Origin of the sequence: Bacillus cereus group sp. BfR-BA-01492, from assembly GCF_022662815.1 — a bacterium.
In the GTDB taxonomy this organism is placed as follows: Bacteria; Bacillota; Bacilli; order Bacillales; family Bacillaceae_G; genus Bacillus_A; species Bacillus_A cereus_BD.
In genome coordinates, this window is record NZ_JAKUEH010000023.1 from 1 (window position 1) to 20,993 (window position 20,993).

Below are 20,993 nucleotides of genomic sequence, written 5' to 3' on the forward strand. Positions count from 1 at the left end.
AACGAATTCATAGTAGCATTGGTTATAAAACTCCTCAAGCAATAGAAGATCTAGCTAAAAAGGTAGCTTAGATTTAACTTTTTTGTGTCCAAAATATTGACTCAAATCCACCTTTATAAACATATTTCTTGAATTGTTGTATATCTCGATAATAATTTGTTTTTGCTGTTTCAAACAAATTATTATAATTGAAAAAAAATAAATATTCACTATTATAGTCACCTATTTTATTACTAAACAAATTAATACGAAAAACTATTTTATCTTTAAATTCACCTTTTATATCATGATTTAAAAGTATCCATTCGACACCGTTTGTTAGAATCCCCCACCGAATACTTTCAATATTAAGATATCCAGCAAGTTGTAAAATATCTTGATCATTTAACTTAGCTCGTTTTTTGACTTCAACTGCTACAACATTTTTCTTCTTATCCTCTATCAATAAGTCTACAGCTTTTCGAGTGTTATTTAACTTTTTTCACGTTCAATCCATTCTTCTTTATACCCAAGATACTCTGTTAATATTGGAACAACAACTTTCTCTTTAACATCAGCCTCCGAAAACTGATTTAGATTAGATAATAGTGATAAATATTTTGAACATATATCCTGAATCATATTCGTCCTCATCCTCCTTATTTCTATAACCTTATACTTTTCCAAAATTCACCTTTTATACAAATAATAATTCGACACAAAAAGCTAGTAAAATAGTAGAATCAATAATCATGTTTTGTATATCCCTATACAAAGCGTGACCACAGCGTTAAAATAAATGTAATAAACGTTGATCGTCGTGTCTTGTGACTTATAAATGGAGGTCATAAGATTATGAACGGTAGTATTAAACAAAATAAACAGACAGGTAAATGGGATTACGTATTTAATATTGCGAAGGACCCTATGACAGGAAAACGTAGACAAATTCGACGTAGAGGTTTTTCTTCAAAACGTGAAGCGGAAGAAGAGATGACAAAACTAAAAGCAGAAATTTTAAATAAAGAATTTATTAGCACAACAAAGATGACTTATGAGACCTATATGAGCCAATGGTTCGAAGAAAGAAAGTTCAGTATACAAGAGTCTACTTATGAAATGAACATCGGTTATTATAAAAATATAATTCATCCTCGGTTAGGCCACTTAGATTTACAGCAAATGACGCCTATGCTATTGCAAAATTTCGTAAATACTCTAGTAGTGGAAAAACGCTATTCAAATTACACTATTCATTTAGTCTTTCGTATTGTAAGTGCTTCACTAAAAAAAGCTAAAACGTTCAAATTAATTAAAGAAAATCCTACTATCGGTATCACACTTCCAAAGTTGTCGAAAAAAGAAATTAAAGTATGGACAATAGAGGAAGTAAACTTCTTTTTAAAAGAAGCTAAAAAACTCAACTCTCTAACACGCCATTTTATCGCTTTTTCAATCGCACTCCAAACAGGCATGCGCCAAGGCGAAATATTAGGATTACGTTGGCAAGATATCGATTTCGAAAACGGCATTATTTACGTACGCCAAACCGTAACTCGAACCGCTAAAATTAAAATAGGTGCTAAAAACGCATCTAGTATACGGTCTATCCATATTCCGCCTGGTCTGATTGATGAGTTGAAGGAGCGTAAGCAAAGAATTGATCTTGAGCGATTGCTTGCAGGAGATAAATACCAAGATTTCGATTTAGTGGTATGTACACAAGAAGGTAAACCGGTCCTTCCACGTAATTTACGTATTACATTCCACCATTTATCAGATAAGCTTGGTCTTCCTTCAATCCGATTCCATGATTTACGACATACTCATGCGACAATTCTGATACAACAGAATGTGAATGTAAAATTGATTGCAGATAGATTAGGACATACGGATATACAGACGACACTTAATACGTATAGTCACGTTATACCTGACATGCAAAAGTCTGTAGCTGAGGAAATCGCTAAAGTCATCGTAGGCTAGTGACGCTAAAAGTGACCGTTTAAAGTGAACGTCTTTTAATCCCATTAATATCAATACGTCTCAACTTATCAGCCTCATATGCAAGAACTTGATGTCACTACATTACAGCGCAGCAATAAAATTATTGTAGATACAATAGAAGGTGTACAACATGAAGCTGGAGATTTCTTGATTGCAAGCAAACAAAATGAATGGGATTTTTCAAACATATATAGTGAACTTGGAGATATTATTATAGGAAAGAAACAAGGACGTTCAAATCCGAATGAGATTACTTTATTCAAATCAGTTGGGGTTGCCTTTTTAGATACAGTAGTGGCGGCTTCAATTTATGAAAAGTATAGAGAAATTGTGAATATCTAAATTATATTTTTTACTTTCCCTGTACGAACAGAACCGTCACAAATACCCCTATTATATTCTTTAACAAGCAGTAAGACTCCCACCTCAAAATCCAGCGAAAGCCAAAAAATGAGGTGGGAGTAAGACTTTTAATCAATTGAAGATGAATCTCAACATTTTTTCTAACTGTATTCACCTGCTAGAATAATTCCTTTACATTTTATTTTAAATCTATTTATTTTAAATCTATTTATTTTAAATCTATTTATTTTAAATCTATTTATTTTAATGTATAATTATATAATAAACTTTAAAAGTGAGGTGTCAATCATGAGAAGTTTTGGTTCAATCGTTACCGCTACCATCTGTTCAATCATTCTTTTTATATGGAATACCTTAACCTTCTATAATAAGTATACAACTGGCAGCAAATATGCATGGATTAGTGGTATTCTAGCTGTTCTTTTCCTTGCGTTCCTTATTAACAATGCGAAAGATATTATTAAGAAAAATTACAAAACTTCAATGAATCAGGAGTGAAGCCCATTTATGTGGAAAAAGATTAGCAAATATAAGTACCGTTTAAAAGATTTGAACTTTATGCGATGGCTCTTTCCAATCATTGTTTTTTTATATGCTTACGATGTTATATCTGGACTATTATTTCATCGAGAAGTTCGTTGGTTAAAATTAATTTGCACAATAATAATGATTCTTGCCTTTATGGATGTTAGAAAGAAACTTAAAAATAAGGATTATAGAACAACATATTGAACTACTCGCCACTTAGTAGTTCTTGCGAACTTACTTGAAGTGGGAGATTCCTAAGAACACTTTCGTAATCGAAAGTTTTGATTAGGCTAACCCCGTAGTTCCTACGGTTAGAAGTCTTATAGCTTCATTTTTCAGATTGATACTTGCGTTAATATCTCTATCGTGATGTGTACCACAAGAAGGACAATCCCATCCACGAAGATTGAGATTCTTAACGTCTTTGTTTTGGTAACCACAACAAGAACATAACTGACTAGAAGCAAATGTTTTTGACACAACAACTACTTGTTTGCCATACCATTTCGCTTTGTATTCTAACATGGTACGAAATCGTGACCAGCTCACTTCGTTAATTGCTTTTGCTAGTTTATGATTTTTCAACATATTTGACACTTGCAAATCTTCCATACCAATGATGTCGTGGTTTTTGACAATATAAGTAGAGATTTTTTGCAAATAGTCAGTTCTTGCATTTGCGATTTTCTCATGAATACGAGCTACTTTACGTTTTTGTTTTTGATAGTTTTTTGCTTCATCTAATTTGCATTTTCGTTTTAACGCTAATTCCTGTCGCCTAGAAAGAACACGTTGCGCCTTCGCTAATTTTTCTTCCAGTTTACGAAACCATTTAGGATTACTAAAAACTTCACCCGTTGAAAGAATCGCAAAATCTTTAAGACCAACATCTATACCAACAGATGAATTAGTTTTAGGAAGTTCTTGTACTTCTGTTTCAACAAGAATCGAAACAAAATACTTGCCACTTGGATTTCGTCTAATTGTAGCATTAAGAATACGCCCTTCTACTTCACGACTTTTTGTAAACTTCACGAATCCAAGTTTAGGTAACTTGATTCTGTTTCCTGCAATGGCAATATTTCCATTCGTATGTTTTGTTGTATAAGATTGAATTTTATCCTTTTTCGATTTGAAACGTGGGGCTTTGTTCTGCTTTTTAAAGAATCGTGAATATGAATCAGCGAGGTTTTTTAATGAGGATTGAAGCGAAATACTGTCCACTTCTTTTAAACAATTTAATTCTTTCTTTAGTTGTGTTAATTGAGAAGAACAAGTGTTATAAGTTAATCCTCTGCCTGTCTCTTTGTATGTATCATTCCACTTCGCTAAAAAGTGGTTGAATACAAAACGAGAACATCCAATTGTTTTAGCAATCAGTATCTCTTGTTCTTTATTTGGATAGATGCGAAACTTATACGCTTTATTGACTAGCATGACTTTCACCTCCTTATGTGTTATGATATATATAGTATATCAAATTAGGTATACTTTGTATGCTATTTTGAAGGCGGAAATATGGAAAAACAATCAGTTATGCTAAGATTCCCAAAAACCCTCTTGAATAGAGTGGATGCATACAAAGAGCAAAAGGGATTTGGCACTCGTACACAAGCTATTTTTCATTTACTACAAATCGCACTCGAACAGTCGAACAATCGCCTTCGAACAAGTGAACCATCTCTTGTTCGAAGGCGATTCATCACCCACCTACTCATTGGGTTACACCCTCCACATTCCTTGAGGTGGGTGTCTTCTCGCCTAAATAGATAAAAAACGGCCTCCTTCTACGCAGGAGGCACTGAAAAAGTGATTCCTTTGAAAAACAACACACATTTTATCGAAATGTTAAGAAAAAGAGTCCATCCTCTATATACATAGAGGATGGACTCTTTTTCTTATGAAGTGAACGTTTTCATCATTCACTCACCTTGTTCAAATGGAAAGAAGGCTTTTTAATTGTTCCTTTTTTCACAACATATAAACCGAGAAATATAATAAGGCCGCCTATTACCTGCATTATCGTTATTCTCTCTCCGATGGTCATCGCTGCAAAAATAACTGCAAATAATGGAACAAGATACATATAAACCATTACTTTTGTAGAACCAATTTTACTAATGCCAACGTACCACATCGCAAGACCGAAAATGGTCGCAAATACAATTGAATATATTAATGATCCCCAGCTTAATGTATCCGCCGGCCATGTTAATGTACTTGCGTGGAATAAACAATATATAACGAGCGGTACAATTCCAATTAATGTAGACCAAGAAGTTACTCGCATCGCTGAATACTTTGTAATAAGTGGTTGCGCAAGGATTGGGTACCATCCCCATGCAATGGCAGCGACTAGTCCGATTCCATTGCCGAGCCAAGCATACTCATATGTAGATTGACTCGTATGTCCAGTTAATAATACGAGCGCTGCCCCACTAAACGATAGTACCGAACCAATTTGAATTTTCATTGAAAAGCGTTCTTGTTTGTGTAGCACTGCTAAAATCCCTGTAAAAATTGGTGACATCGCGATTAATAACGACGCATTTGTAGCTGAAGTATATTTGACAGATAACATAAATAACGTTTGATATAACGTTGTTCCAACAATTCCAACTACTACCAATCTAAACCAATCTTTTCTTTCAATACGTAACGAGCGCTCCAACATAAATGTAATCACTAATAATACCGGAGATGCTACTAAAAAACGTAAACTATTAAATTGAATGGATGACATATACGCCACTCCATATTTTCCAATTGTATAGTTCGCTCCCCATACTAAAGCAACTGATACGAGGAGCCATTCCATTTGCCATCGCTTCATCTTACTCTCCCCTTCCACTATTAGCATAGTAAAATTGGCTGGACACTACACCATCCAATTGGCTGTTTTTTTACCCAACCAATTTGTTATAATGACGATAATGAGAACTAAGGGGACGATATAAATGGAGTGGAAATTAGATACGAATAGCAAAGTTCCAATTTATCAACAAGTTGTTGATTTCATTGAAAGACGTATTATGTACGGAGAACTTCCTCCTGGTAGTTTTCTACCTTCAGAACGAAAGCTTGCCATGCATCTCAATATTAACCGCAGTACTGTTACAACTGCTTATAATGAACTTCGGACGATGGGAATTGTAGAGAGTAAGGCAGGGAGAGGCACACGTGTGAGTACGCATATGTGGGGCGTTTCCCCTACATTAACACCGAACTGGAGAGGATTCGTAGAAGGCGGTACGTTCTTACCAAATTTACCACTCCTTCGCCATATTCGGGAGCAAGTACAACAAAATGAAAATATCATTGATTTTGCCAACGGGGAACTTGGTTGTGATCTATTTCCTCATGAACAACTGCAAATGATTTTACAAACGCAACCTTTCACTCAGTCGCTTAGCTATGATCATCCACAAGGCTATCTTCCGTTAAGACAGGCAACAGTAAAATATATGAGAGAGTATCTACACATTGATGCGACAGAACAATCCATTATGATTACATCTGGTGCGCAGCAAGCACTTCACCTAATTGTACAATGTTTATTAAACCCGGGCGATGCAGTTGCATTTGAAAGCCCATCGCATTGTTATTCATTACCGCTCTTCCAGTCTGCTGGTATTCGAATTTTCCCATTACCGGTTGATGAGCATGGAATTCATCCAGAAGATGTGCAAGAGTTATATCGTAAGCACCGCATTAAAATGATTTTTTTAAACCCGAATTTTCAAAATCCAACAGGTACGATGCTGCACCCAAACCGGAGAAAAAAACTGTTATCACTATGCGCAGATTTACGTATTCCAATTGTAGAAGATGATCCATCCAGTTTGCTAACACTGGAAAAGAAAAAGCCGTGTCCAACTTTAAAATCCATTGATGAAAATGGCACAGTTATTTATGTTCATTCCTTATCTAAAATGATTGCACCAGGCCTTCGAATTGGCTGGCTCGTTGCTCCGCAGTCTGTAGTGGAAAGATTGTCAGACGCACGCCACCAAATGGAGTTAGGAATGAGCGTGCTCCCGCAGTGGCTCATGCAACAGTTTTTTGAAACCGTTCCGTTTCATATGCATATGGAACAACTGCGAAGACAACTAGCGCAAAAAAGAGATCTTCTTGTTCATTCTTTAAACTGTTATCTTCAAGACTACATTTCTTTTTCCAATCCAAATGGTGGAATTTACATATGGGGAAAAGTAAAGAAACCGATTAATGAAAAACAACTTATTATGCAGAGTTTAAAACAAGGTATTGCCTTTATGCCCGGTAGTATTTTCGGTGCAAAGGATGGCTATATTCGATTATCGTATGGAAAAGTAAACATCAATCAAATAGATGAGGGAATCTCTCGTTTACATCGTGCAATGAAAACTTGTCTAAAATAGAAAAAGCGTAAGGAAATTCCTTGCGCTTTTTCTATTTATAGCTTGTTCCCCCATATTTGTTTAAAAGATTTCACATATAGGAGAGCAAGCACAGATTGAATCATAATAAATAATGATGCGGTTATCGTTTTTACATTCTGATCGAATACGCCCAATATCCCGATTGTTAAACCGATGAACAGGAAAACGATACTAAAGGGCGGTGTAATTTTCATCAATATTCTAAACTTTTTATTCATACTACCTCCTCCTCTTTATCCTAGGAGTTTTTAAAAATATGTATTCATTATAATTCACATATTTAAAATTGTATATTATTATTTCAGAATATACCTCTCTTTTACATATATGAATCTATTTTTTTAATCCGCGATACTGAGCTGTCGTCAATTCTTGTATATAAGCATCAATTTCTGGCATATCAAATTCTTTTGCTATCTGTATCGCAAGTTCAATGTTATATGGGGCGCGGACAAGTTGAATCGAAAAACTCGCTGGCTCTTTTTGATCATATATACCTTCAAAGATTAAATAAGAAGCTTGTGTAATCTCAAGAGGATTTCCTACACTCCCAGCATTACATAATGTTTTTCCTTTAAAGTTTTGAACAAACGCTTGGTGGACATCTCCATAGCAAACAACATCTGGCTTTCTGTCACCTTCGATGTTTTTTGTAACATTACTATTTTCAAACATGCTCATCCGCTCTTCTCTTGAAGCATGCGGCTGAATTCTTTCATATACACTTCTAGGCGAAGCATGAAACATCCGAATCAATTTTCCACTCATTATAAATTCAATTGAAAACGGCAGTCCTCTTAAATAATCCATCTGTTCTTCTGAAAGCTGATTTTGATGCCACTTTAACGTTTCAAATTCAGTCGGCTTTGTGATGAAATCATCCCAGTTCCCCATTACAACTTGCTCGCATTCTTTACAAACAATATCGATGACATCGCTAGACTGCGGCCCTTTCCCTACTAAGTCACCTAAACAAAAAATTCGCTCTATCCCTCTTAATTTTATATCTTCAAGAACTGTCTCTAACGCAGGAATATTACCGTGAATATCTGATATAACTGCTATTTTATCCATACGTACACCTCCCATTATTCTATATTTATTATAGCTTTATTAAAGGTTTATACCAATTTGGAATATACGATGTAAAACCATTATGTTCTTCTACAATTCTTCTTAACCTTATTTTCATTTTCTCTACTAAGTTAGGTGTGATTCGATGTGTCCACACAATATCTGCGGGGAAAATCATTGCTGCGTACAAGGCATATAACTTCCAAAAATGAAGCGGTGGTTCATCCTCGCAATATCCGTGAATTTGTCCAACTGCAAATGGTACACTCGTATCGACTGTAAACAAAGATAATTTATAAAAATCATGAATTGGATCTCCAAAATCAAATCTTGCAAAGTCAATCACAGCACGAAACTCATTATGATAAAACATAAGATTCGCTGGGTGAAAATCGTCATGTAAAAATACAACCGGACGGTCTTGTAATAGATGTTTATGAGTTTCTACAAAAGTTAACACTCGTTTTATATCAATAAAATCAGTCTCATATTCTTCCAACGCTTGCACGTATTTCTTATATTTATTCCATCGTAACGTTTCCCAAGATTCTTCTACATTCTTTTCCTTCACAGTATGAATTGCCTTTAATACTTCTCCCGCCCTTTTTCCAGCTATGTATTGCTCTTTCTCAGTCAATTTGGCAAGTATATCTTTTCCATCTTCTCCTTCCATCCATTCAAATACTTGTACACATTGATTGCATGAATCAAGATTTACAAAATGAAGTAGTTTTGGCATTGGTACCTCTAATAATTCCAAACGACTCATATATCCGTATTCTTCCTGTTTACGTTTACGAGCTACACGATCACATACTTTTATAAAATAACGCTCACGGTTTTCTAGTTCAATTTTATACTTTTGATCTAGCGAAAATCCTTTTGAAATAACGGTACACTTTACAATATGAGGCCAATTTAATCGTTTTTCTAATTCCGTTAAAACTTCTTGCACATCGACTCCCCCGATTAATAGATGTATACACTACCTAACACTTGTTTTTTACTCTTATGATGATGCGTTCCTTGTAATTCCACTGCAAAAGGATATTCCCCATTTTTTTCTAACTGCTTTTGAACGAATCCTTCACCAATAGGCTCACAAAATTGAATTCTGACATTTCCAAATGATACACTTTGGCAAATCGCATTCCATTCTTGATGAATATCCGAAGAGCTTGCTTGCACTTCCAGGAGCTCTTTCCATCGTTTCACTGTTTCACGAGCATTTTTCACTGCGTAAAAAATGGTTTTCATTTCTTTTACTTCATTATGATGGGGAGCGATGATTCCCGCCTTCTGTAAGTCAGCTCTTCTACTTTCATCATGATCTCCCCACTGTATAAAGAAAGGGAGTTTTGGACCATTTTTTTCTTGTTCCACAAATAACATTTTCCATTCTAATAGACGGCCATCGTTTCTCATTCTTTTTCCTTCCATTGGCCCCATTACGTTTATCCCTTTTTTCTCCAAACGATTCGCAAGTTCTTCCATACAATCTGTCCGAATCGCAATTTGCAGCAGCCCTTCCGCCTCTTGTAATTTCGCAACCGTTTCCTGAACAAGTGGATTATTTGCTACTTTCGCTTTCTCTTCATCTTGCATTGCTAAAAACTCAATATAAGATAAATCGAAATAACATAAACTATTCCACGTTCCCCAATCTGTATGTTCTCCGCCTTGCATCGTATGGAATCCGAGTTCCTTCATTTGTTTTTCCGCTTCTTTTGGTGTACATCGAACAGCATGAACGAGATGATCAAATGCTAACATGCTTTTCCCTCCTCTAATCTACATCTTTTTATTATATAACCATTCTGTTATTTCAATCAATTCAAAAAACTTTTCAAAACCTAGTTGATTTATGAGTTTAATATGCATTATAATAATAAAAAATTTATATTATGCTGATTGGAAAAACCAAAGGCGCTTTTCTCACACGAGAAAAGCGCCTTTTTCATTTATTATTAGGGGGATTATATATGCAGAAATTAATTGTCTTTGCTATTATTGGTTTTTTTGCTCAACTCATTGACGGAGCACTTGGAATGGCGTATGGGGTCACATCTACCTCTTTATTATTAATGTTTGGAATCGCACCAGCCGTTGCTTCTGCTTCCGTTCATTTAGCTGAAGTAGTCACAACAGCCGCATCTGGCCTTTCCCATTTACGCTTTGGAAATGTCGATAAATATACTGTTTCAAAGCTTACATTACCAGGAGCAATCGGCGCTTTTGTCGGCGCTTGTTTTTTAAGCAATTTACCTGGTGATGTAATTAAACCGTACATTTCTTTATTTTTATTCACTTTAGGTGTCTACATTTTATTACGATTTATTATTCAAAAACAAATCGTTTCATCTAACAAGCGTATGTCTAGCAAACAACTGATTCCTCTCGGTTTATTCGCGGGATTCGTTGACTCAACTGGCGGCGGAGGCTGGGGCCCTATCACTACACCAGTACTTCTCGCGCGTGGGAATGAAGCAAGAAAAGTGATTGGTTCTGTAGATACGAGTGAATTTCCTGTCGCATTAGCCGCAACAATTGGGTTTTTCATTTCTTTAGGATGGGAACAAGTAAGCTGGTTTTGGGTATTTGCTTTAATGTTAGGTGGGATTATTGCCGCTCCGATTGCAGCATGGTTAGTTCGAATTGTACCGTCTCATTTACTTGGCGTACTTGTTGGTGGTCTTATTATCTTCACAAACATTCGAACACTTCTTACAGCATTCCAAGTAGATCCAACGATTATTACACTTTCTTATATTGCTGTAGGACTTATCGTTATCATCGCTCTATTTTTATCTATTCGCAATCACTCCCAGTTAACAAAACAAAGCGTTAACTATCCAACTGACCAAAAACAAATATTACCTTAATACAAAAAGCATGATACCGCTTAAAGGATCATGCTTTTTTATTTATTCTACGCTATCTTAATTGCCACTTTATCATCTTTTCCGTTTTGCCTATTTGTTTCATATTTAATTTTTCCAGCACACGAATGGACCCGATATTATTATGAAGTGTTTCAGCTCGTATTGTTTCAACTTTTAAAGTCTGAAATGCCCAGCGAACCAGCGCTCCTACTGCTTCCGTTGCATATCCCTTGTTCCAATATTCCTCAAGAAACCCATATCCAATTTCCACTTCTTTCTGTCTATTTGGTGCACCTTTAAATCCAATGTCACCAATCATCCTACCATCGCTTTTTCGAACAACAAGCCAACTTCCCCAATACAGCAAGGAAGCATCTTCTTTTAATTTCCGAACATAATTTTCAATATGTGGTCCGTTATCGTATCCTTGTTCAGCCGTCATATAAAGCGTTTCTTCTGTACATGGTATAATCTTTAATCTTTTTGTTTCTAAACTCATTCTCTTTCCCCTTTCATCAATACGCTTCCTAAAAAGGATATCAAAAAAATAACGAATTTTCTTTTAAAATTAAATATTTTGTCGATTTTTATCTTTTCTGAATTTTCTTTTAATTTTTAAAGGATTTTCTCTTCTTTTTTGCGAAACATTTGTATAATAACTTTTTTATCATTCTATTTACATACAAAATAGGTTCGGGTGGAGTTTTGAAAACGTTTCCGATACAATAACCAACTTTTTTTGATTCTTTCCTACAAAAATCCCTTGCAATATTTTCAGAAAGTCATTACAATTGCCATATATTAAAAATCATAGCAATAAACAAATCCTCATCAATCCGATGAGGTAGAGGTTGCGACTTTTAAGAGTAAGGCGGATGAGGCACAGAGAATGTCTATGACCCCGCTTGAAAGGAAAAGTTGCCGAAGTTTATATTTCTTCTCTGGGAATATAAGTTGGGGCTGTCTCCGAATAGGAACAGAACTGTCACGTATACAAAATACCGTGTAAACGTGGGGTGCTATCTTAACGGAAGGGTATGATGGGGTGGTTATTTTGAAACGTTCCGCCAAAGTCCTTTGGCGGTTTTTTATATTCCCCCGCTCCTTCCTATCTTAAAAAAAAGGAGTGTTACACATGCATAATATAGCAGATCAAGCTACCTCTAAAACGCAACAATCCACAAAAAATCAAGGTGAACTGCGACGAGGACTGAAATCGCGTCACCTTACAATGATCTCTCTCGGTGGTACAATTGGTACTGGTTTATTTCTTGCCAGCGGCGGTGTTATTCACTCAGCTGGTCCTGGCGGCGCACTTGTCGCATATGCCGCAATTGGAATTATGGTTTATTTTTTAATGACAAGCTTAGCTGAATTAGCAGCATATATGCCTGTCGCTGGGTCTTTTAGCACGTACGCAACAAAATTCGTTGATCCATCACTTGGATTTGCACTTGGCTGGAATTATTGGTATAACTGGGCAATCACAATTGCAGCAGAGCTTGCTGCTGTAACATTAATTATGAAATTTTGGTTTCCCGATACTCCTTCTCTTATTTGGAGTGCCATTTGTTTAGCTATTATGTTTCTTTTAAACTATTTATCCGTCAGAGGATTTGGCGAAGCGGAATATTGGTTTGCACTCATTAAAGTAGCAACTGTTATTCTCTTTTTAGTCGTTGGATTTATGATGATTTTCGGCATTATGGGCGGAGAACCAGTCGGTTTTAAAAATTTCACAGTTGCAGATGCACCATTTAACGGCGGCATTATGGCTATTATCGGTGTCTTTATGGCAGCCGGATTCTCATTCCAAGGAACTGAATTATTAGGTGTAGCCGCAGGTGAAACTTCTGATCCAGAGCGCAGCATTCCAAAAGCAATTCGTTCTATCTTTTGGCGCATTTTACTATTTTATATTTTCGCTATTCTTGTTATCGGATTATTGATTCCTTATACAACAGATAGCCTTGCTGCAAGCGATGTTACTGTAAGTCCATTTACACTTGTATTTGAAAAAGCTGGTGTCGCTTTCGCTGCTTCTGTTATGAACGCTGTTATTTTAACTGCTGTTCTATCTGCCGGAAACTCTGGAATGTATGCTTCTACTCGTATGCTTTGGGATTTAGCCCGTCAAGGAAAAGCACCGAAGTGTTTAGGAAAACTAAATAAACGTGGTGTACCAGTAAATGCTTTAATCGCTACCTCATTAGTTGGTAGCGCAGCGTTCTTAGCTTCCTTATTCGGAGATGGTGTTGTATACGTTTGGTTATTAAACGCATCTGGAATGTCCGGCTTTATCGCTTGGGTCGGAATCGCTATTAGTCACTACCGCTTCCGTAAAGCATATGTTGCCCAAGGAAAAGACTTAAATGATTTACCGTATAAAGCAAAATGGTTCCCATTTGGTCCAATCTTCGCCTTTACACTTTGCCTAATCGTTATTTTAGGACAAAACTATGGCGCATTTATGGGGGAATCTATCGATTGGAACGGCGTACTCGTTTCCTATATTGGACTTCCACTCTTCCTTATCATTTGGCTTGGTTATAAATTTGTAAAGAAAACTAAAATCGTTCCACTTGATAAATGTGAATTATAATGAATGCATACCAGCAAGCATACTTATGTTTGCTGGTATTTTTTTATCTCTTCTCTCTTCCTTTCTTTTAATCATTTACATTTATGGAGAAGGGCTGTCCCAAAAGGGTAAATTCCTTCAAAATGTAAAAACAAAAACATTGATATATCAACGTTTCTAAAACAAAAGGGAGTGTCACATAGTCGAAAATTTGACTTATGGAACAGCTCCTTTACAGTACCATCTCTACTTTTGAATCAATCATTCGTTATACATCTATCCCCCTTTCTCATTTCGTATGTTTTTGTCATAATACATATAAGAATATATATAAAGGTTGGGATTTCATGAACATTCGTATAACTAACGAAGCAAAAGTAGCAATCCAAAGATTCAGTTCCGATACTAAAAAAATCATCCGAATTCGAGGAACAATGACAAACTCTTGCAGTATTTTTGTCGATATTGATTTCATTATGGATTCCTATTGTGCAGATGAAGCCGTATATGAAGATGAACATCTCGTTATTCAAATGGATTCATTTACAGAAGAATATGTAGGCGATACATTCAAGCTCGATTATAAAACGACTGGTTTTAGTATTACGACTCCTAGTGAAACACTTGTGTATGGATTAGCCATCAAAAAATAAACAGATTCTTTCTTACACGAAGTAAACCAGCACCGCTTCTTGATAGAAGCAAATACTTATAAAAAGTAGCCGTGCTTCATATTGAAACACGGCTGTTTTCACTTTATTTATTAATTTTTCTTTTGAAAAAGGATTTCGTAAATTTTTATATTCTCTTTACAAAGTCACCGATCTTAAGTTGAAATACATAATCGAAATGATGTTCTTGCCCCGTTAATTCTTCGTTTACTAAAATAGTTGTTGCTCCTACTTCTCTCTTTGCAATTTGCGGAAATGATGCGACTGGTTGTACTTTTAAGGACGTTCCCATAACTAATAATACATCCGTTTCATATAAACGTTGAATCGCATTTTGATATTGTGGTAGTGTATCACCATATAAAACAACATCGGGATTTAAAATAAACTGACACGTTTCACAGCGCGGTACTTCATGATGAATCATATATTGTAAATCGTATTTCGTTTTACATTTCGGACAGTGCGCCGTTTGCAATGTTCCATGTAAATCAATGACATGTTTACTACCGCCTAATTGGTGTAAACCATCAATATTTTGCGTTAATACTGTCACATCTTTTCCTTCTTCTTCTAACTTTGCTAAAAATGTATGTCCGCGATTCGGCTTATATTGATGAAATGTACGAATTTGAAAAATCTCTTTATAATGTTTCCAAAATTCTTTTGGATTGCGATTATAATATCCTCTCGATAAATACATTTCTACTTTTGCATCCGCATATAATCCATTTGCTGAGCGAAAATCAGGTATTCCACTTTCTGTACTTGCACCTGCGCCAGTTAATACCGTTATTTTCTTTGCATTTTCTAGAATGGAGCGAACTTCTTTGTATTGCTGCATAACTCTCACCTCTATGTAGATTTCTTTCTACATTATACCAGTTGTCATTTACTTAATGTGTAGTTCCCCCGCATTCTACAATATCTTTTTCCACTTGTAACGCAACTTCGATTAATAATTGGATACCCGCTATAATCGTCGAAATCGACATGCTTGGCTGATTAACATGAAGACTAGCTTGCTCAGGGAGAAATGGAATATGTACAAAACCACCGCGCGTATTTTTATTCTTTGTCGCTAATTGATGCATCAGTCCATAGAAAAGGTGATTACAAACAAAAGTACCAGCAGTTTGTGATACAGAAGCTGGTATTCCCTCCTCACGAAGTTTCTTTACAATCGCCTTTATAGGAAGTGTCGACCAATATGCAACAGGTCCACCTTCTATAATTGGAACATCGATTGGTTGATAATCCTCATTATCTGGAATTCTTGCATCATCGACATTAATTGCAACACGCTCTACTGTAATATCAGCCCTTCCTCCAGCTTGTCCAATGCAAATGATTAGTTCTGGATTAAACTCATCTATATATGACTCTAGCTGTTCGATTGACTTATGAAATACTGTTGGAATCTGTTTACTAATCACCTTATACCCATTTCCTTCTTTTTCATGTAATGCTTTGACTACTTCCCAAGCAGGATTCATTTTCTCTCCTCCAAAAGGGTCAAACCCTGTTAACAATACTGTTTTCATCTACAACACTCCCTATTAAAAGCGATATACAAGTCCGTACATAATGAACATATTAATTACAAAAATAGTAATAGCAATCGGCGCCTGCGCCTTAATGACTGCATTTTTATCTTTTAACTCTAACAACATTGCTGGGACAATATTAAAATTGGCTGCCATTGGCGTTAACAATGTTCCGCAATATCCTGCAAACATACCAAGTGCTGCCATAATAGCCGGATTACCACCATGCATTTGAACGATTAAAGGTAGTCCTATTCCGCCTGTAATCACAGCAAAAGCAGCAAAGGCATTTCCCATTACAACTGTAAATAACATCATCCCTAAACAATACGCCATCACAGCAATAAATGGATATTCTGTCGGCAATACTTGACCAACTAAATCAGAAACAACTTGTCCAACACCTGACTTTGAAAAAATCCCACCAAGCGCCGCTAACATTTGTGGCAAAATCACAGCCCAGCCGACAGCTTGTAATAATCTACTCCCTTCTTGTACAGGCGCTGTCATTTTCGCCTTTGTAATTCCCATCGCCATAGTGAAAGCAAGCAATGCTCCTAATGCTAACGCAATTAATGTTACTTTTTCAGGGTCTACTAAAGACACATTTCCAAATTTCATTTTACCCAATGTCAATGTTCCAATAATTGTAAATATCGGGATTGAAATTGCTGGTAGAAAGATTTTATTTTTAAGTTTTTTCGCCTGTTTTACACGTTCTTCCGTAGGAGCTTCTTTCTCATTTGATTTCGTTACTTTATTGACAGATGCTAAAATAACCATTACTAACACCATACAACCAATGTAAAAAGGAGGGATTATTTTTCCAAATAAAAATGTAATAGAAAATAATGCCCAAAATAAACTAGAGCCAATTCGATTTGGATGCTGTTTATCAAACGCCACGCGAATAGCTATAAAAGCTACAATAACTCCTAACAAATAGTAAATTGTATCGAGCGTAATAAGGCTCACTCTACATTACCTCCTTGTCTAGTTGTTTTTCTTTTTTCATAACAACTGCAATTTGTTTATCAAACTGTCTAAATCGAACCCAACTGACAAAAAAGGCTGAAAGCGCTGTTGGAATTCCCCATAGTGCCATATCCCAAACACCTACATGCATTCCTACAGAGTCAAAAAAACCTTTCATTAATAAAATAGCACCTGTTGCGATGAAAATATCTTCGCCAAAAAACCATGCTGTATTTTCAGCTGCGGCGGCATTCGCTTTAATTTTCTCTTTCAATGTTTCAGGAAGCTTTCCATATCGTCCTTGTGCAGCACCTTCTGCCATCGGTGCAACTAAAGGTCTTACTGTTTGTGCATGTCCCCCAATATTCAGCCCTACTGCTGCTGAAGCTTCCCGAATGGTAAAATAGGACATAAGTACTCTCCCAGTTGTAGCTCCTGTCGATTTCGTAATTAATGCCTCTGCTCTTTCTTTTAATCCATATCGCTCTAATATACCAATTACTGGAAGAGTCAACAAAATAGGCATAGACATATATCTGTTTTCTATAAAAAATGTTCCAAACATACTTATGACCTTATAAAAGCTCATCCCCGATACCATACCCGTTACGACTCCTGCTACCATAACAACTAGCAGTGTATTTAAGCGAAATAAAAATCCTACAGCAACAAGCAATATCCCTATTAACTTCACCATCTCTATCATCCCCTTATATTATTTAGGTGCACAGACAAAAATATCTTTTAATCGAAATGTTCTGTGTATTTCTTTTGCAAATTGGACAGCTTTCTCACCATCACCATGTAAACAAATCGTTTGTGCATGCATTGTAATAACAGTTCCATCCGCAGCCTTTACTTTACCTTCTTGTACCATCTGTAATACTTGATGGATCGCCGTCTCTTCATTTTTAATCAGCGCATATTTCTCGGTGCGGCTCGTTAATGTTCCATCGGGTTGATAGGTACGATCAGCAAATGCTTCTTGTACAAGGCGTAATTCATACTTTTTTGCAGCTTGTATAAATGCACTATTGGCTAATCCATACAAATATAGCTCTGGATTAATATCACGAATGGCTTTTGCGATTGCCTCTGCAATTTCTAGATTAGTAGCAGCCATATTATAGAGTGCGCCATGCGGTTTTACATGATGCATTCTTCCCCCCGCCGCTCTTACAAATCCATCTAACGCTCCAATTTGGTATACAACATAGTCATATACTTCATTTGGTGATACTCCTATTATCCTTCTACCGAACCCAATTAAATCCGGCAAACCAGGGTGAGCACCTATCTCCACATCATGTTGCAATGCTTTTTCAACTGTTTGTCGCATAACAGATGGATCACCTGCATGAAAACCACATGCGATATTTACAGATGAAACAAACGGAAGAATGGCATCATCATTTCCGATTTGATACGCCCCAAACCCTTCTCCTAAATCACAATTTAAATCAATGGAAGTCATCCTTCTCTTCCTCTCCTATTCTTGTAAATTGATAAACTTTTGTAATAGACTTAAATTTCTTTCTTGCTCTATGTAAAGCGCTACTGCTTCTTCCATGGAAATTTGGACAAATGTAACATAATCATTTGGCTTTAATTGTGCTAAAATAGGCAAGTCAACGGAAATAACATTTCCGATTCGCGGGTACCCACCCGTTGTTTGTCTATCAGCCATTAAAATAATAGGCTGCCCGCCTGGTGGCACTTGAATCGTCCCAAATGTTACAGCGCTCGATAAAACCTCATAATCTTCTATTCTCTTTAAATGCTCACCTTTCAAACGATATCCCATGCGATCAGCATAATGAGATACCTTATATTCCTTTGTAAAAAAGGCTACTTGGCTTTCTTTACTAAATTCATCCCATTCAAAATCAGTTATAATGCGAACTACTGGGTAACGACTATATTTTGGTAGTACATGTCTACATGCTCCCCACTGCGTATATATTCTTTTTTCATCTAACAATTTCTTTATCATGCAAGTTGCAACAGAGGAAGGTATTCCAATTTGTAACTGATCCCCTTTCTTTAGTGCTCTTCCTTCGATTCCCCCTATAGAAGCACGCACATATGTACTTTTACTCCCCATACTGCACGCTACATCGATTCCACCTGCAAATGCAACATACGCTCTACACCCAAACTCTTCCTTCCCAAAGCAAAGCATGCTTCCTTCTTTTGCTACAATTGGTCGCCATAATGGAATAGGCTCTCCATTTAATACAGCTCCTACATCTGCTCCCCCAATTGCAAGTAAAGTCGTCTTTTTAATAAGAAGTTTTGGACCTATCATTGTAATTTCTAATCCTGCTTCGTTTTCTTTATTACCTACTAGCATATTTACAATTCGTAATGCTGTCCGATCCATGGCCCCGCCAACAGGAACGCCATATTGTTGATAATAATATCTCCCTACATCTTGAATCGTTGTCAACATCCCAGCATGTAAAACCTCTACATTCATGTCTTATCCCCCCTCTAAAGCTATATATTCTTCTTCAGTTATTGGGATAAATCGTAAATACATTCCACTTTGTACATATGTAGGCAGATTTTCATGTGGCTGAAATAAAGAAATAGGCGTGCAGCCAATAATATGCCAACCTCCTGGTGTTTCTAATGGATAGATTCCTGTTTGATTTCCGCCGATTCCGACCGAACCTGGTGCAATTTGTAAACATGGTGTTTCTTTTCTTGGTGTTTCTAGCTCGCTCGGTAACCCACCCAAATATGGGAACCCTGGTGTAAAACCTAGCATATAAACAAAATACGTTGCCTCGCTATGGATGCGGATTACATCCTCTACCTGCAAATTGTGATATGCGGCAACATCTTCTAAATCCGGACCATATTGTCCACCGTAACAAACAGGTATGAAAATAGAATCCTCTACTTTTCTTATTATCTTCTCACAACTTAAGAACAAATCGCGGATATAATTACATATGTAATCATATGGCATTGCATTGCTTTTATTATGTTTCCAAACTGTATACAAATCATAATAAACCGCTAAAGATGTAAAAGATGGTACACACTCAATCATTCCTATAAATGGATTTTTGTTTAATAATTGAAATAACTTTTGCACTTCCTCATATACTTCCATATGAATTCTTTCTCCAAATGTCACAACTACTGCTTGATCTCCCAATGCTGAAAATTTCATCATTCCCCTTCTTTCTCTTCCCTCCAGCCAAGTTCTTTTGAAATATTTTGTGCGGTTTCTTGTATTTCCGTAATAAACTTTGGAATCGTTGTTTCGTTGTACTCGATCGCTAATCCTGAGATACTAATTCCTGCTACTACTTCCCCATCACTTGAAAATATTGGTGCTGCAATAGCTGCAGTATGATTTTCCAGTTCAGAATGACTCATTGTATATCCTTCATTTTTTGCAGTACGTAGCATTTCTAATAATCGCTCTTTATGAACAATTGTTCCATCTGCAAATCGTTCTAAGTTCGTTTCCTCCATATATTTCTTTTGCTCTTCTTCTGAAAAATAAGACAATAAAACGCGCGGACATGCTCCAGCATATAAAGGTGCTCGTTTCCCGATTTCTGTATAGACTCGAACAGGCTTATCACCATCTATCTTTTCAATATAAATCGCTTCATTACCATCTTGAATAATTAAATTAACAGCTTGTCCAAGACGATTCCTTAGCCGTTTCATATGTGGTTTGGCAATATTTCGTACAGATAATCGCTTTGATACAAGTTGTCCAAAACGTAAAAATAAAAAACCGAGTCGATAGCTTCCTCCTACTGTTTTCTGTAAAAATCCTATTTCTTCAAGCGATCCAATTAAACGATGCACCGTTGTCTTCGGCATTCCTGTAAGCTGAACCATCTCCGTTAATGTTAACTCTTCCTGTTCATAAAATAATGCTAAAATATCCATTGTTTTTACTGCTGTTTTGTTTATACTCATTTTAACTCCCCTAA

At 36.2% G+C, this 20,993-nt stretch carries 22 protein-coding genes, 3 pseudogenes and 1 riboswitch; of the genes and pseudogenes, 8 read left to right on the forward strand and 17 right to left on the reverse strand.

From position 1 onward, the window contains the following. Positions 1-73: 73 nt before the first annotated feature. Positions 74-448: pseudogene (locus MR063_RS19435) on the reverse strand (hypothetical protein); the annotation flags it as partial. Positions 449-471: 23 nt separating this feature from the next. Further along, entirely contained in the window at positions 472-621 is a 150-nt protein-coding gene (locus MR063_RS19440; protein ID WP_242200869.1) for a hypothetical protein, read from the reverse strand. A 213-nt stretch (positions 622-834) separates the two neighbouring features. Here MR063_RS19440 and MR063_RS19445 point away from each other — a divergent pair, with 213 nt between their 5' ends. The 4 genes and pseudogenes from MR063_RS19445 to MR063_RS19460 all read left to right on the forward strand — a co-directional run bounded on the left by MR063_RS19445 (position 835) and on the right by MR063_RS19460 (position 3,081). Next, on the forward strand, positions 835-1,965 hold the full coding sequence (locus MR063_RS19445; protein WP_242200870.1) for a site-specific integrase: 1,131 nt from the start codon (positions 835-837) through the stop codon (positions 1,963-1,965). 57 nt (positions 1,966-2,022) lie between these two features. Continuing rightward, positions 2,023-2,328, forward strand: a pseudogene (locus MR063_RS19450) (ornithine cyclodeaminase family protein); the annotation flags it as partial. A 309-nt stretch (positions 2,329-2,637) separates the two neighbouring features. After that, the gene (locus MR063_RS19455; protein WP_242200871.1) at positions 2,638-2,847 is read left to right on the forward strand and encodes a hypothetical protein; all 210 of its coding nucleotides are present in this window, start codon (positions 2,638-2,640) and stop codon (positions 2,845-2,847) included. A 9-nt stretch (positions 2,848-2,856) separates the two neighbouring features. Next, positions 2,857-3,081: a hypothetical protein gene (locus MR063_RS19460; protein WP_242200872.1), complete on the forward strand. Its 225-nt coding sequence runs from the start codon at positions 2,857-2,859 to the stop codon at positions 3,079-3,081. A gap of 81 nt (positions 3,082-3,162) precedes the next feature. On the opposite strand, the gene tnpB is transcribed toward MR063_RS19460, so the two are convergent. Beyond that, a complete protein-coding gene (gene tnpB, locus MR063_RS19465; RefSeq protein WP_242200873.1) occupies positions 3,163-4,314 on the reverse strand; it encodes an IS200/IS605 family element RNA-guided endonuclease TnpB in 1,152 nt (383 codons plus the stop codon). Positions 4,315-4,795: 481 nt separating this feature from the next. After that, entirely contained in the window at positions 4,796-5,710 is a 915-nt protein-coding gene (locus MR063_RS19470) for a DMT family transporter (protein WP_242200874.1), read from the reverse strand. 124 nt (positions 5,711-5,834) lie between these two features. On the opposite strand from MR063_RS19470, the gene pdxR reads away from it, so the two are divergent. Then, positions 5,835-7,277 carry a MocR-like pyridoxine biosynthesis transcription factor PdxR gene (pdxR, locus tag MR063_RS19475; protein ID WP_242200875.1) on the forward strand — a complete coding sequence of 481 codons (1,443 nt, stop codon included), beginning with the start codon at positions 5,835-5,837 and terminating at the stop codon, positions 7,275-7,277. Between the two features lie 35 nt (positions 7,278-7,312). Here the strand turns inward: pdxR and MR063_RS19480 are convergent, their stop codons facing one another. The 4 genes from MR063_RS19480 to MR063_RS19495 all read right to left on the reverse strand — a co-directional run bounded on the left by MR063_RS19480 (position 7,313) and on the right by MR063_RS19495 (position 10,145). After that, entirely contained in the window at positions 7,313-7,516 is a 204-nt protein-coding gene (locus MR063_RS19480) for a hypothetical protein (protein WP_242143234.1), read from the reverse strand. A gap of 115 nt (positions 7,517-7,631) precedes the next feature. Continuing rightward, positions 7,632-8,372, reverse strand: a complete 741-nt coding sequence (locus MR063_RS19485) for a metallophosphoesterase family protein (protein ID WP_242200877.1) — start codon at positions 8,370-8,372, stop codon at positions 7,632-7,634. Between the two features lie 28 nt (positions 8,373-8,400). Further along, complete coding sequence (locus tag MR063_RS19490) at positions 8,401-9,327, reverse strand: aminoglycoside phosphotransferase family protein (protein WP_313929702.1); 927 nt, start codon at positions 9,325-9,327, stop codon at positions 8,401-8,403. A gap of 14 nt (positions 9,328-9,341) precedes the next feature. After that, entirely contained in the window at positions 9,342-10,145 is an 804-nt protein-coding gene (locus MR063_RS19495) for a VOC family protein (protein WP_242200879.1), read from the reverse strand. 102 nt (positions 10,146-10,247) lie between these two features. Between MR063_RS19495 and MR063_RS19500 the strand changes: the two are divergent. Next, positions 10,248-11,254: pseudogene (locus tag MR063_RS19500) on the forward strand (sulfite exporter TauE/SafE family protein). Positions 11,255-11,306: 52 nt separating this feature from the next. On the opposite strand, the gene MR063_RS19505 reads toward MR063_RS19500, so the two are convergent. Further along, the gene (locus MR063_RS19505; protein WP_242200881.1) at positions 11,307-11,753 is read right to left on the reverse strand and encodes a GNAT family N-acetyltransferase; all 447 of its coding nucleotides are present in this window, start codon (positions 11,751-11,753) and stop codon (positions 11,307-11,309) included. Positions 11,754-12,091: 338 nt separating this feature from the next. Next, positions 12,092-12,284, forward strand: a riboswitch (Lysine riboswitch). Between the two features lie 105 nt (positions 12,285-12,389). Here MR063_RS19505 and MR063_RS19510 point away from each other — a divergent pair. Together MR063_RS19510 and MR063_RS19515 are read left to right on the forward strand one after the other, a co-directional pair. Continuing rightward, complete coding sequence (locus tag MR063_RS19510) at positions 12,390-13,856, forward strand: amino acid permease (RefSeq protein WP_242200883.1); 1,467 nt, start codon at positions 12,390-12,392, stop codon at positions 13,854-13,856. Positions 13,857-14,182: 326 nt separating this feature from the next. Next, positions 14,183-14,488 carry an iron-sulfur cluster biosynthesis family protein gene (locus MR063_RS19515; RefSeq protein ID WP_242200884.1) on the forward strand — a complete coding sequence of 102 codons (306 nt, stop codon included), beginning with the start codon at positions 14,183-14,185 and terminating at the stop codon, positions 14,486-14,488. 145 nt (positions 14,489-14,633) lie between these two features. Here the strand turns inward: MR063_RS19515 and MR063_RS19520 are convergent, their stop codons facing one another. Genes MR063_RS19520 through MR063_RS19555 form a run of 8 tightly spaced genes read right to left on the reverse strand, consistent with a single transcriptional unit; the run spans position 14,634 to position 20,979 of the window. Further along, positions 14,634-15,350 (reverse strand): NAD-dependent protein deacylase, encoded by a 717-nt coding sequence (locus MR063_RS19520; RefSeq protein WP_242200885.1) that lies wholly within the window; start codon positions 15,348-15,350, stop codon positions 14,634-14,636. Positions 15,351-15,402: 52 nt separating this feature from the next. Then, a complete protein-coding gene (gene pcp, locus MR063_RS19525) occupies positions 15,403-16,050 on the reverse strand; it encodes a pyroglutamyl-peptidase I (protein WP_242200886.1) in 648 nt (215 codons plus the stop codon). A gap of 15 nt (positions 16,051-16,065) precedes the next feature. After that, a complete protein-coding gene (locus MR063_RS19530) occupies positions 16,066-17,028 on the reverse strand; it encodes a DUF979 domain-containing protein (RefSeq protein ID WP_242200887.1) in 963 nt (320 codons plus the stop codon). A 1-nt stretch (position 17,029) separates the two neighbouring features. After that, entirely contained in the window at positions 17,030-17,725 is a 696-nt protein-coding gene (locus tag MR063_RS19535) for a DUF969 domain-containing protein (RefSeq protein ID WP_242200888.1), read from the reverse strand. Between the two features lie 18 nt (positions 17,726-17,743). Then, positions 17,744-18,502, reverse strand: coding sequence for a 5-oxoprolinase subunit PxpA (pxpA, locus tag MR063_RS19540; protein ID WP_242200889.1), 759 nt, complete (start codon positions 18,500-18,502; stop codon positions 17,744-17,746). A 15-nt stretch (positions 18,503-18,517) separates the two neighbouring features. After that, positions 18,518-19,507: a 5-oxoprolinase subunit C family protein gene (locus MR063_RS19545; RefSeq protein WP_242200890.1), complete on the reverse strand. Its 990-nt coding sequence runs from the start codon at positions 19,505-19,507 to the stop codon at positions 18,518-18,520. 3 nt (positions 19,508-19,510) lie between these two features. Then, complete coding sequence (pxpB, locus tag MR063_RS19550; RefSeq protein ID WP_242200891.1) at positions 19,511-20,212, reverse strand: 5-oxoprolinase subunit PxpB; 702 nt, start codon at positions 20,210-20,212, stop codon at positions 19,511-19,513. Further along, on the reverse strand, positions 20,212-20,979 hold the full coding sequence (locus tag MR063_RS19555) for an IclR family transcriptional regulator (RefSeq protein ID WP_242200892.1): 768 nt from the start codon (positions 20,977-20,979) through the stop codon (positions 20,212-20,214). The genes pxpB and MR063_RS19555 overlap by 1 nt, the downstream gene beginning before the upstream one ends. Between the last annotated feature and the right edge of the window lie 14 nt (positions 20,980-20,993).

Excerpts from the sequence above, each read along its gene's own strand:
- MR063_RS19510 (WP_242200883.1), top strand. The coding sequence starts at position 12,390 with ATGCATAATATAGCAGATCAAGCTACCTCTAAAACGCAACAATCCACA.
- MR063_RS19485 (WP_242200877.1), bottom strand. The coding sequence starts at position 8,372 with ATGGATAAAATAGCAGTTATATCAGATATTCACGGTAATATTCCTGCG.
- MR063_RS19535 (WP_242200888.1), bottom strand. The coding sequence starts at position 17,725 with ATGGTGAAGTTAATAGGGATATTGCTTGTTGCTGTAGGATTTTTATTT.
- pdxR (WP_242200875.1), top strand. The coding sequence starts at position 5,835 with ATGGAGTGGAAATTAGATACGAATAGCAAAGTTCCAATTTATCAACAA.
- tnpB (WP_242200873.1), bottom strand. The coding sequence starts at position 4,314 with ATGCTAGTCAATAAAGCGTATAAGTTTCGCATCTATCCAAATAAAGAA.
- MR063_RS19505 (WP_242200881.1), bottom strand. The coding sequence starts at position 11,753 with ATGAGTTTAGAAACAAAAAGATTAAAGATTATACCATGTACAGAAGAA.
- MR063_RS19545 (WP_242200890.1), bottom strand. The coding sequence starts at position 19,507 with ATGAATGTAGAGGTTTTACATGCTGGGATGTTGACAACGATTCAAGAT.
- MR063_RS19445 (WP_242200870.1), top strand. The coding sequence starts at position 835 with ATGAACGGTAGTATTAAACAAAATAAACAGACAGGTAAATGGGATTAC.
- pcp (WP_242200886.1), bottom strand. The coding sequence starts at position 16,050 with ATGAAAACAGTATTGTTAACAGGGTTTGACCCTTTTGGAGGAGAGAAA.
- MR063_RS19515 (WP_242200884.1), top strand. The coding sequence starts at position 14,183 with ATGAACATTCGTATAACTAACGAAGCAAAAGTAGCAATCCAAAGATTC.
- MR063_RS19460 (WP_242200872.1), top strand. The coding sequence starts at position 2,857 with ATGTGGAAAAAGATTAGCAAATATAAGTACCGTTTAAAAGATTTGAAC.
- MR063_RS19520 (WP_242200885.1), bottom strand. The coding sequence starts at position 15,350 with ATGCAGCAATACAAAGAAGTTCGCTCCATTCTAGAAAATGCAAAGAAA.
- MR063_RS19470 (WP_242200874.1), bottom strand. The coding sequence starts at position 5,710 with ATGAAGCGATGGCAAATGGAATGGCTCCTCGTATCAGTTGCTTTAGTA.
- MR063_RS19455 (WP_242200871.1), top strand. The coding sequence starts at position 2,638 with ATGAGAAGTTTTGGTTCAATCGTTACCGCTACCATCTGTTCAATCATT.
- pxpB (WP_242200891.1), bottom strand. The coding sequence starts at position 20,212 with ATGAAATTTTCAGCATTGGGAGATCAAGCAGTAGTTGTGACATTTGGA.
- pxpA (WP_242200889.1), bottom strand. The coding sequence starts at position 18,502 with ATGACTTCCATTGATTTAAATTGTGATTTAGGAGAAGGGTTTGGGGCG.
- MR063_RS19555 (WP_242200892.1), bottom strand. The coding sequence starts at position 20,979 with ATGAGTATAAACAAAACAGCAGTAAAAACAATGGATATTTTAGCATTA.
- MR063_RS19480 (WP_242143234.1), bottom strand. The coding sequence starts at position 7,516 with ATGAATAAAAAGTTTAGAATATTGATGAAAATTACACCGCCCTTTAGT.
- MR063_RS19495 (WP_242200879.1), bottom strand. The coding sequence starts at position 10,145 with ATGTTAGCATTTGATCATCTCGTTCATGCTGTTCGATGTACACCAAAA.
- MR063_RS19440 (WP_242200869.1), bottom strand. The coding sequence starts at position 621 with ATGATTCAGGATATATGTTCAAAATATTTATCACTATTATCTAATCTA.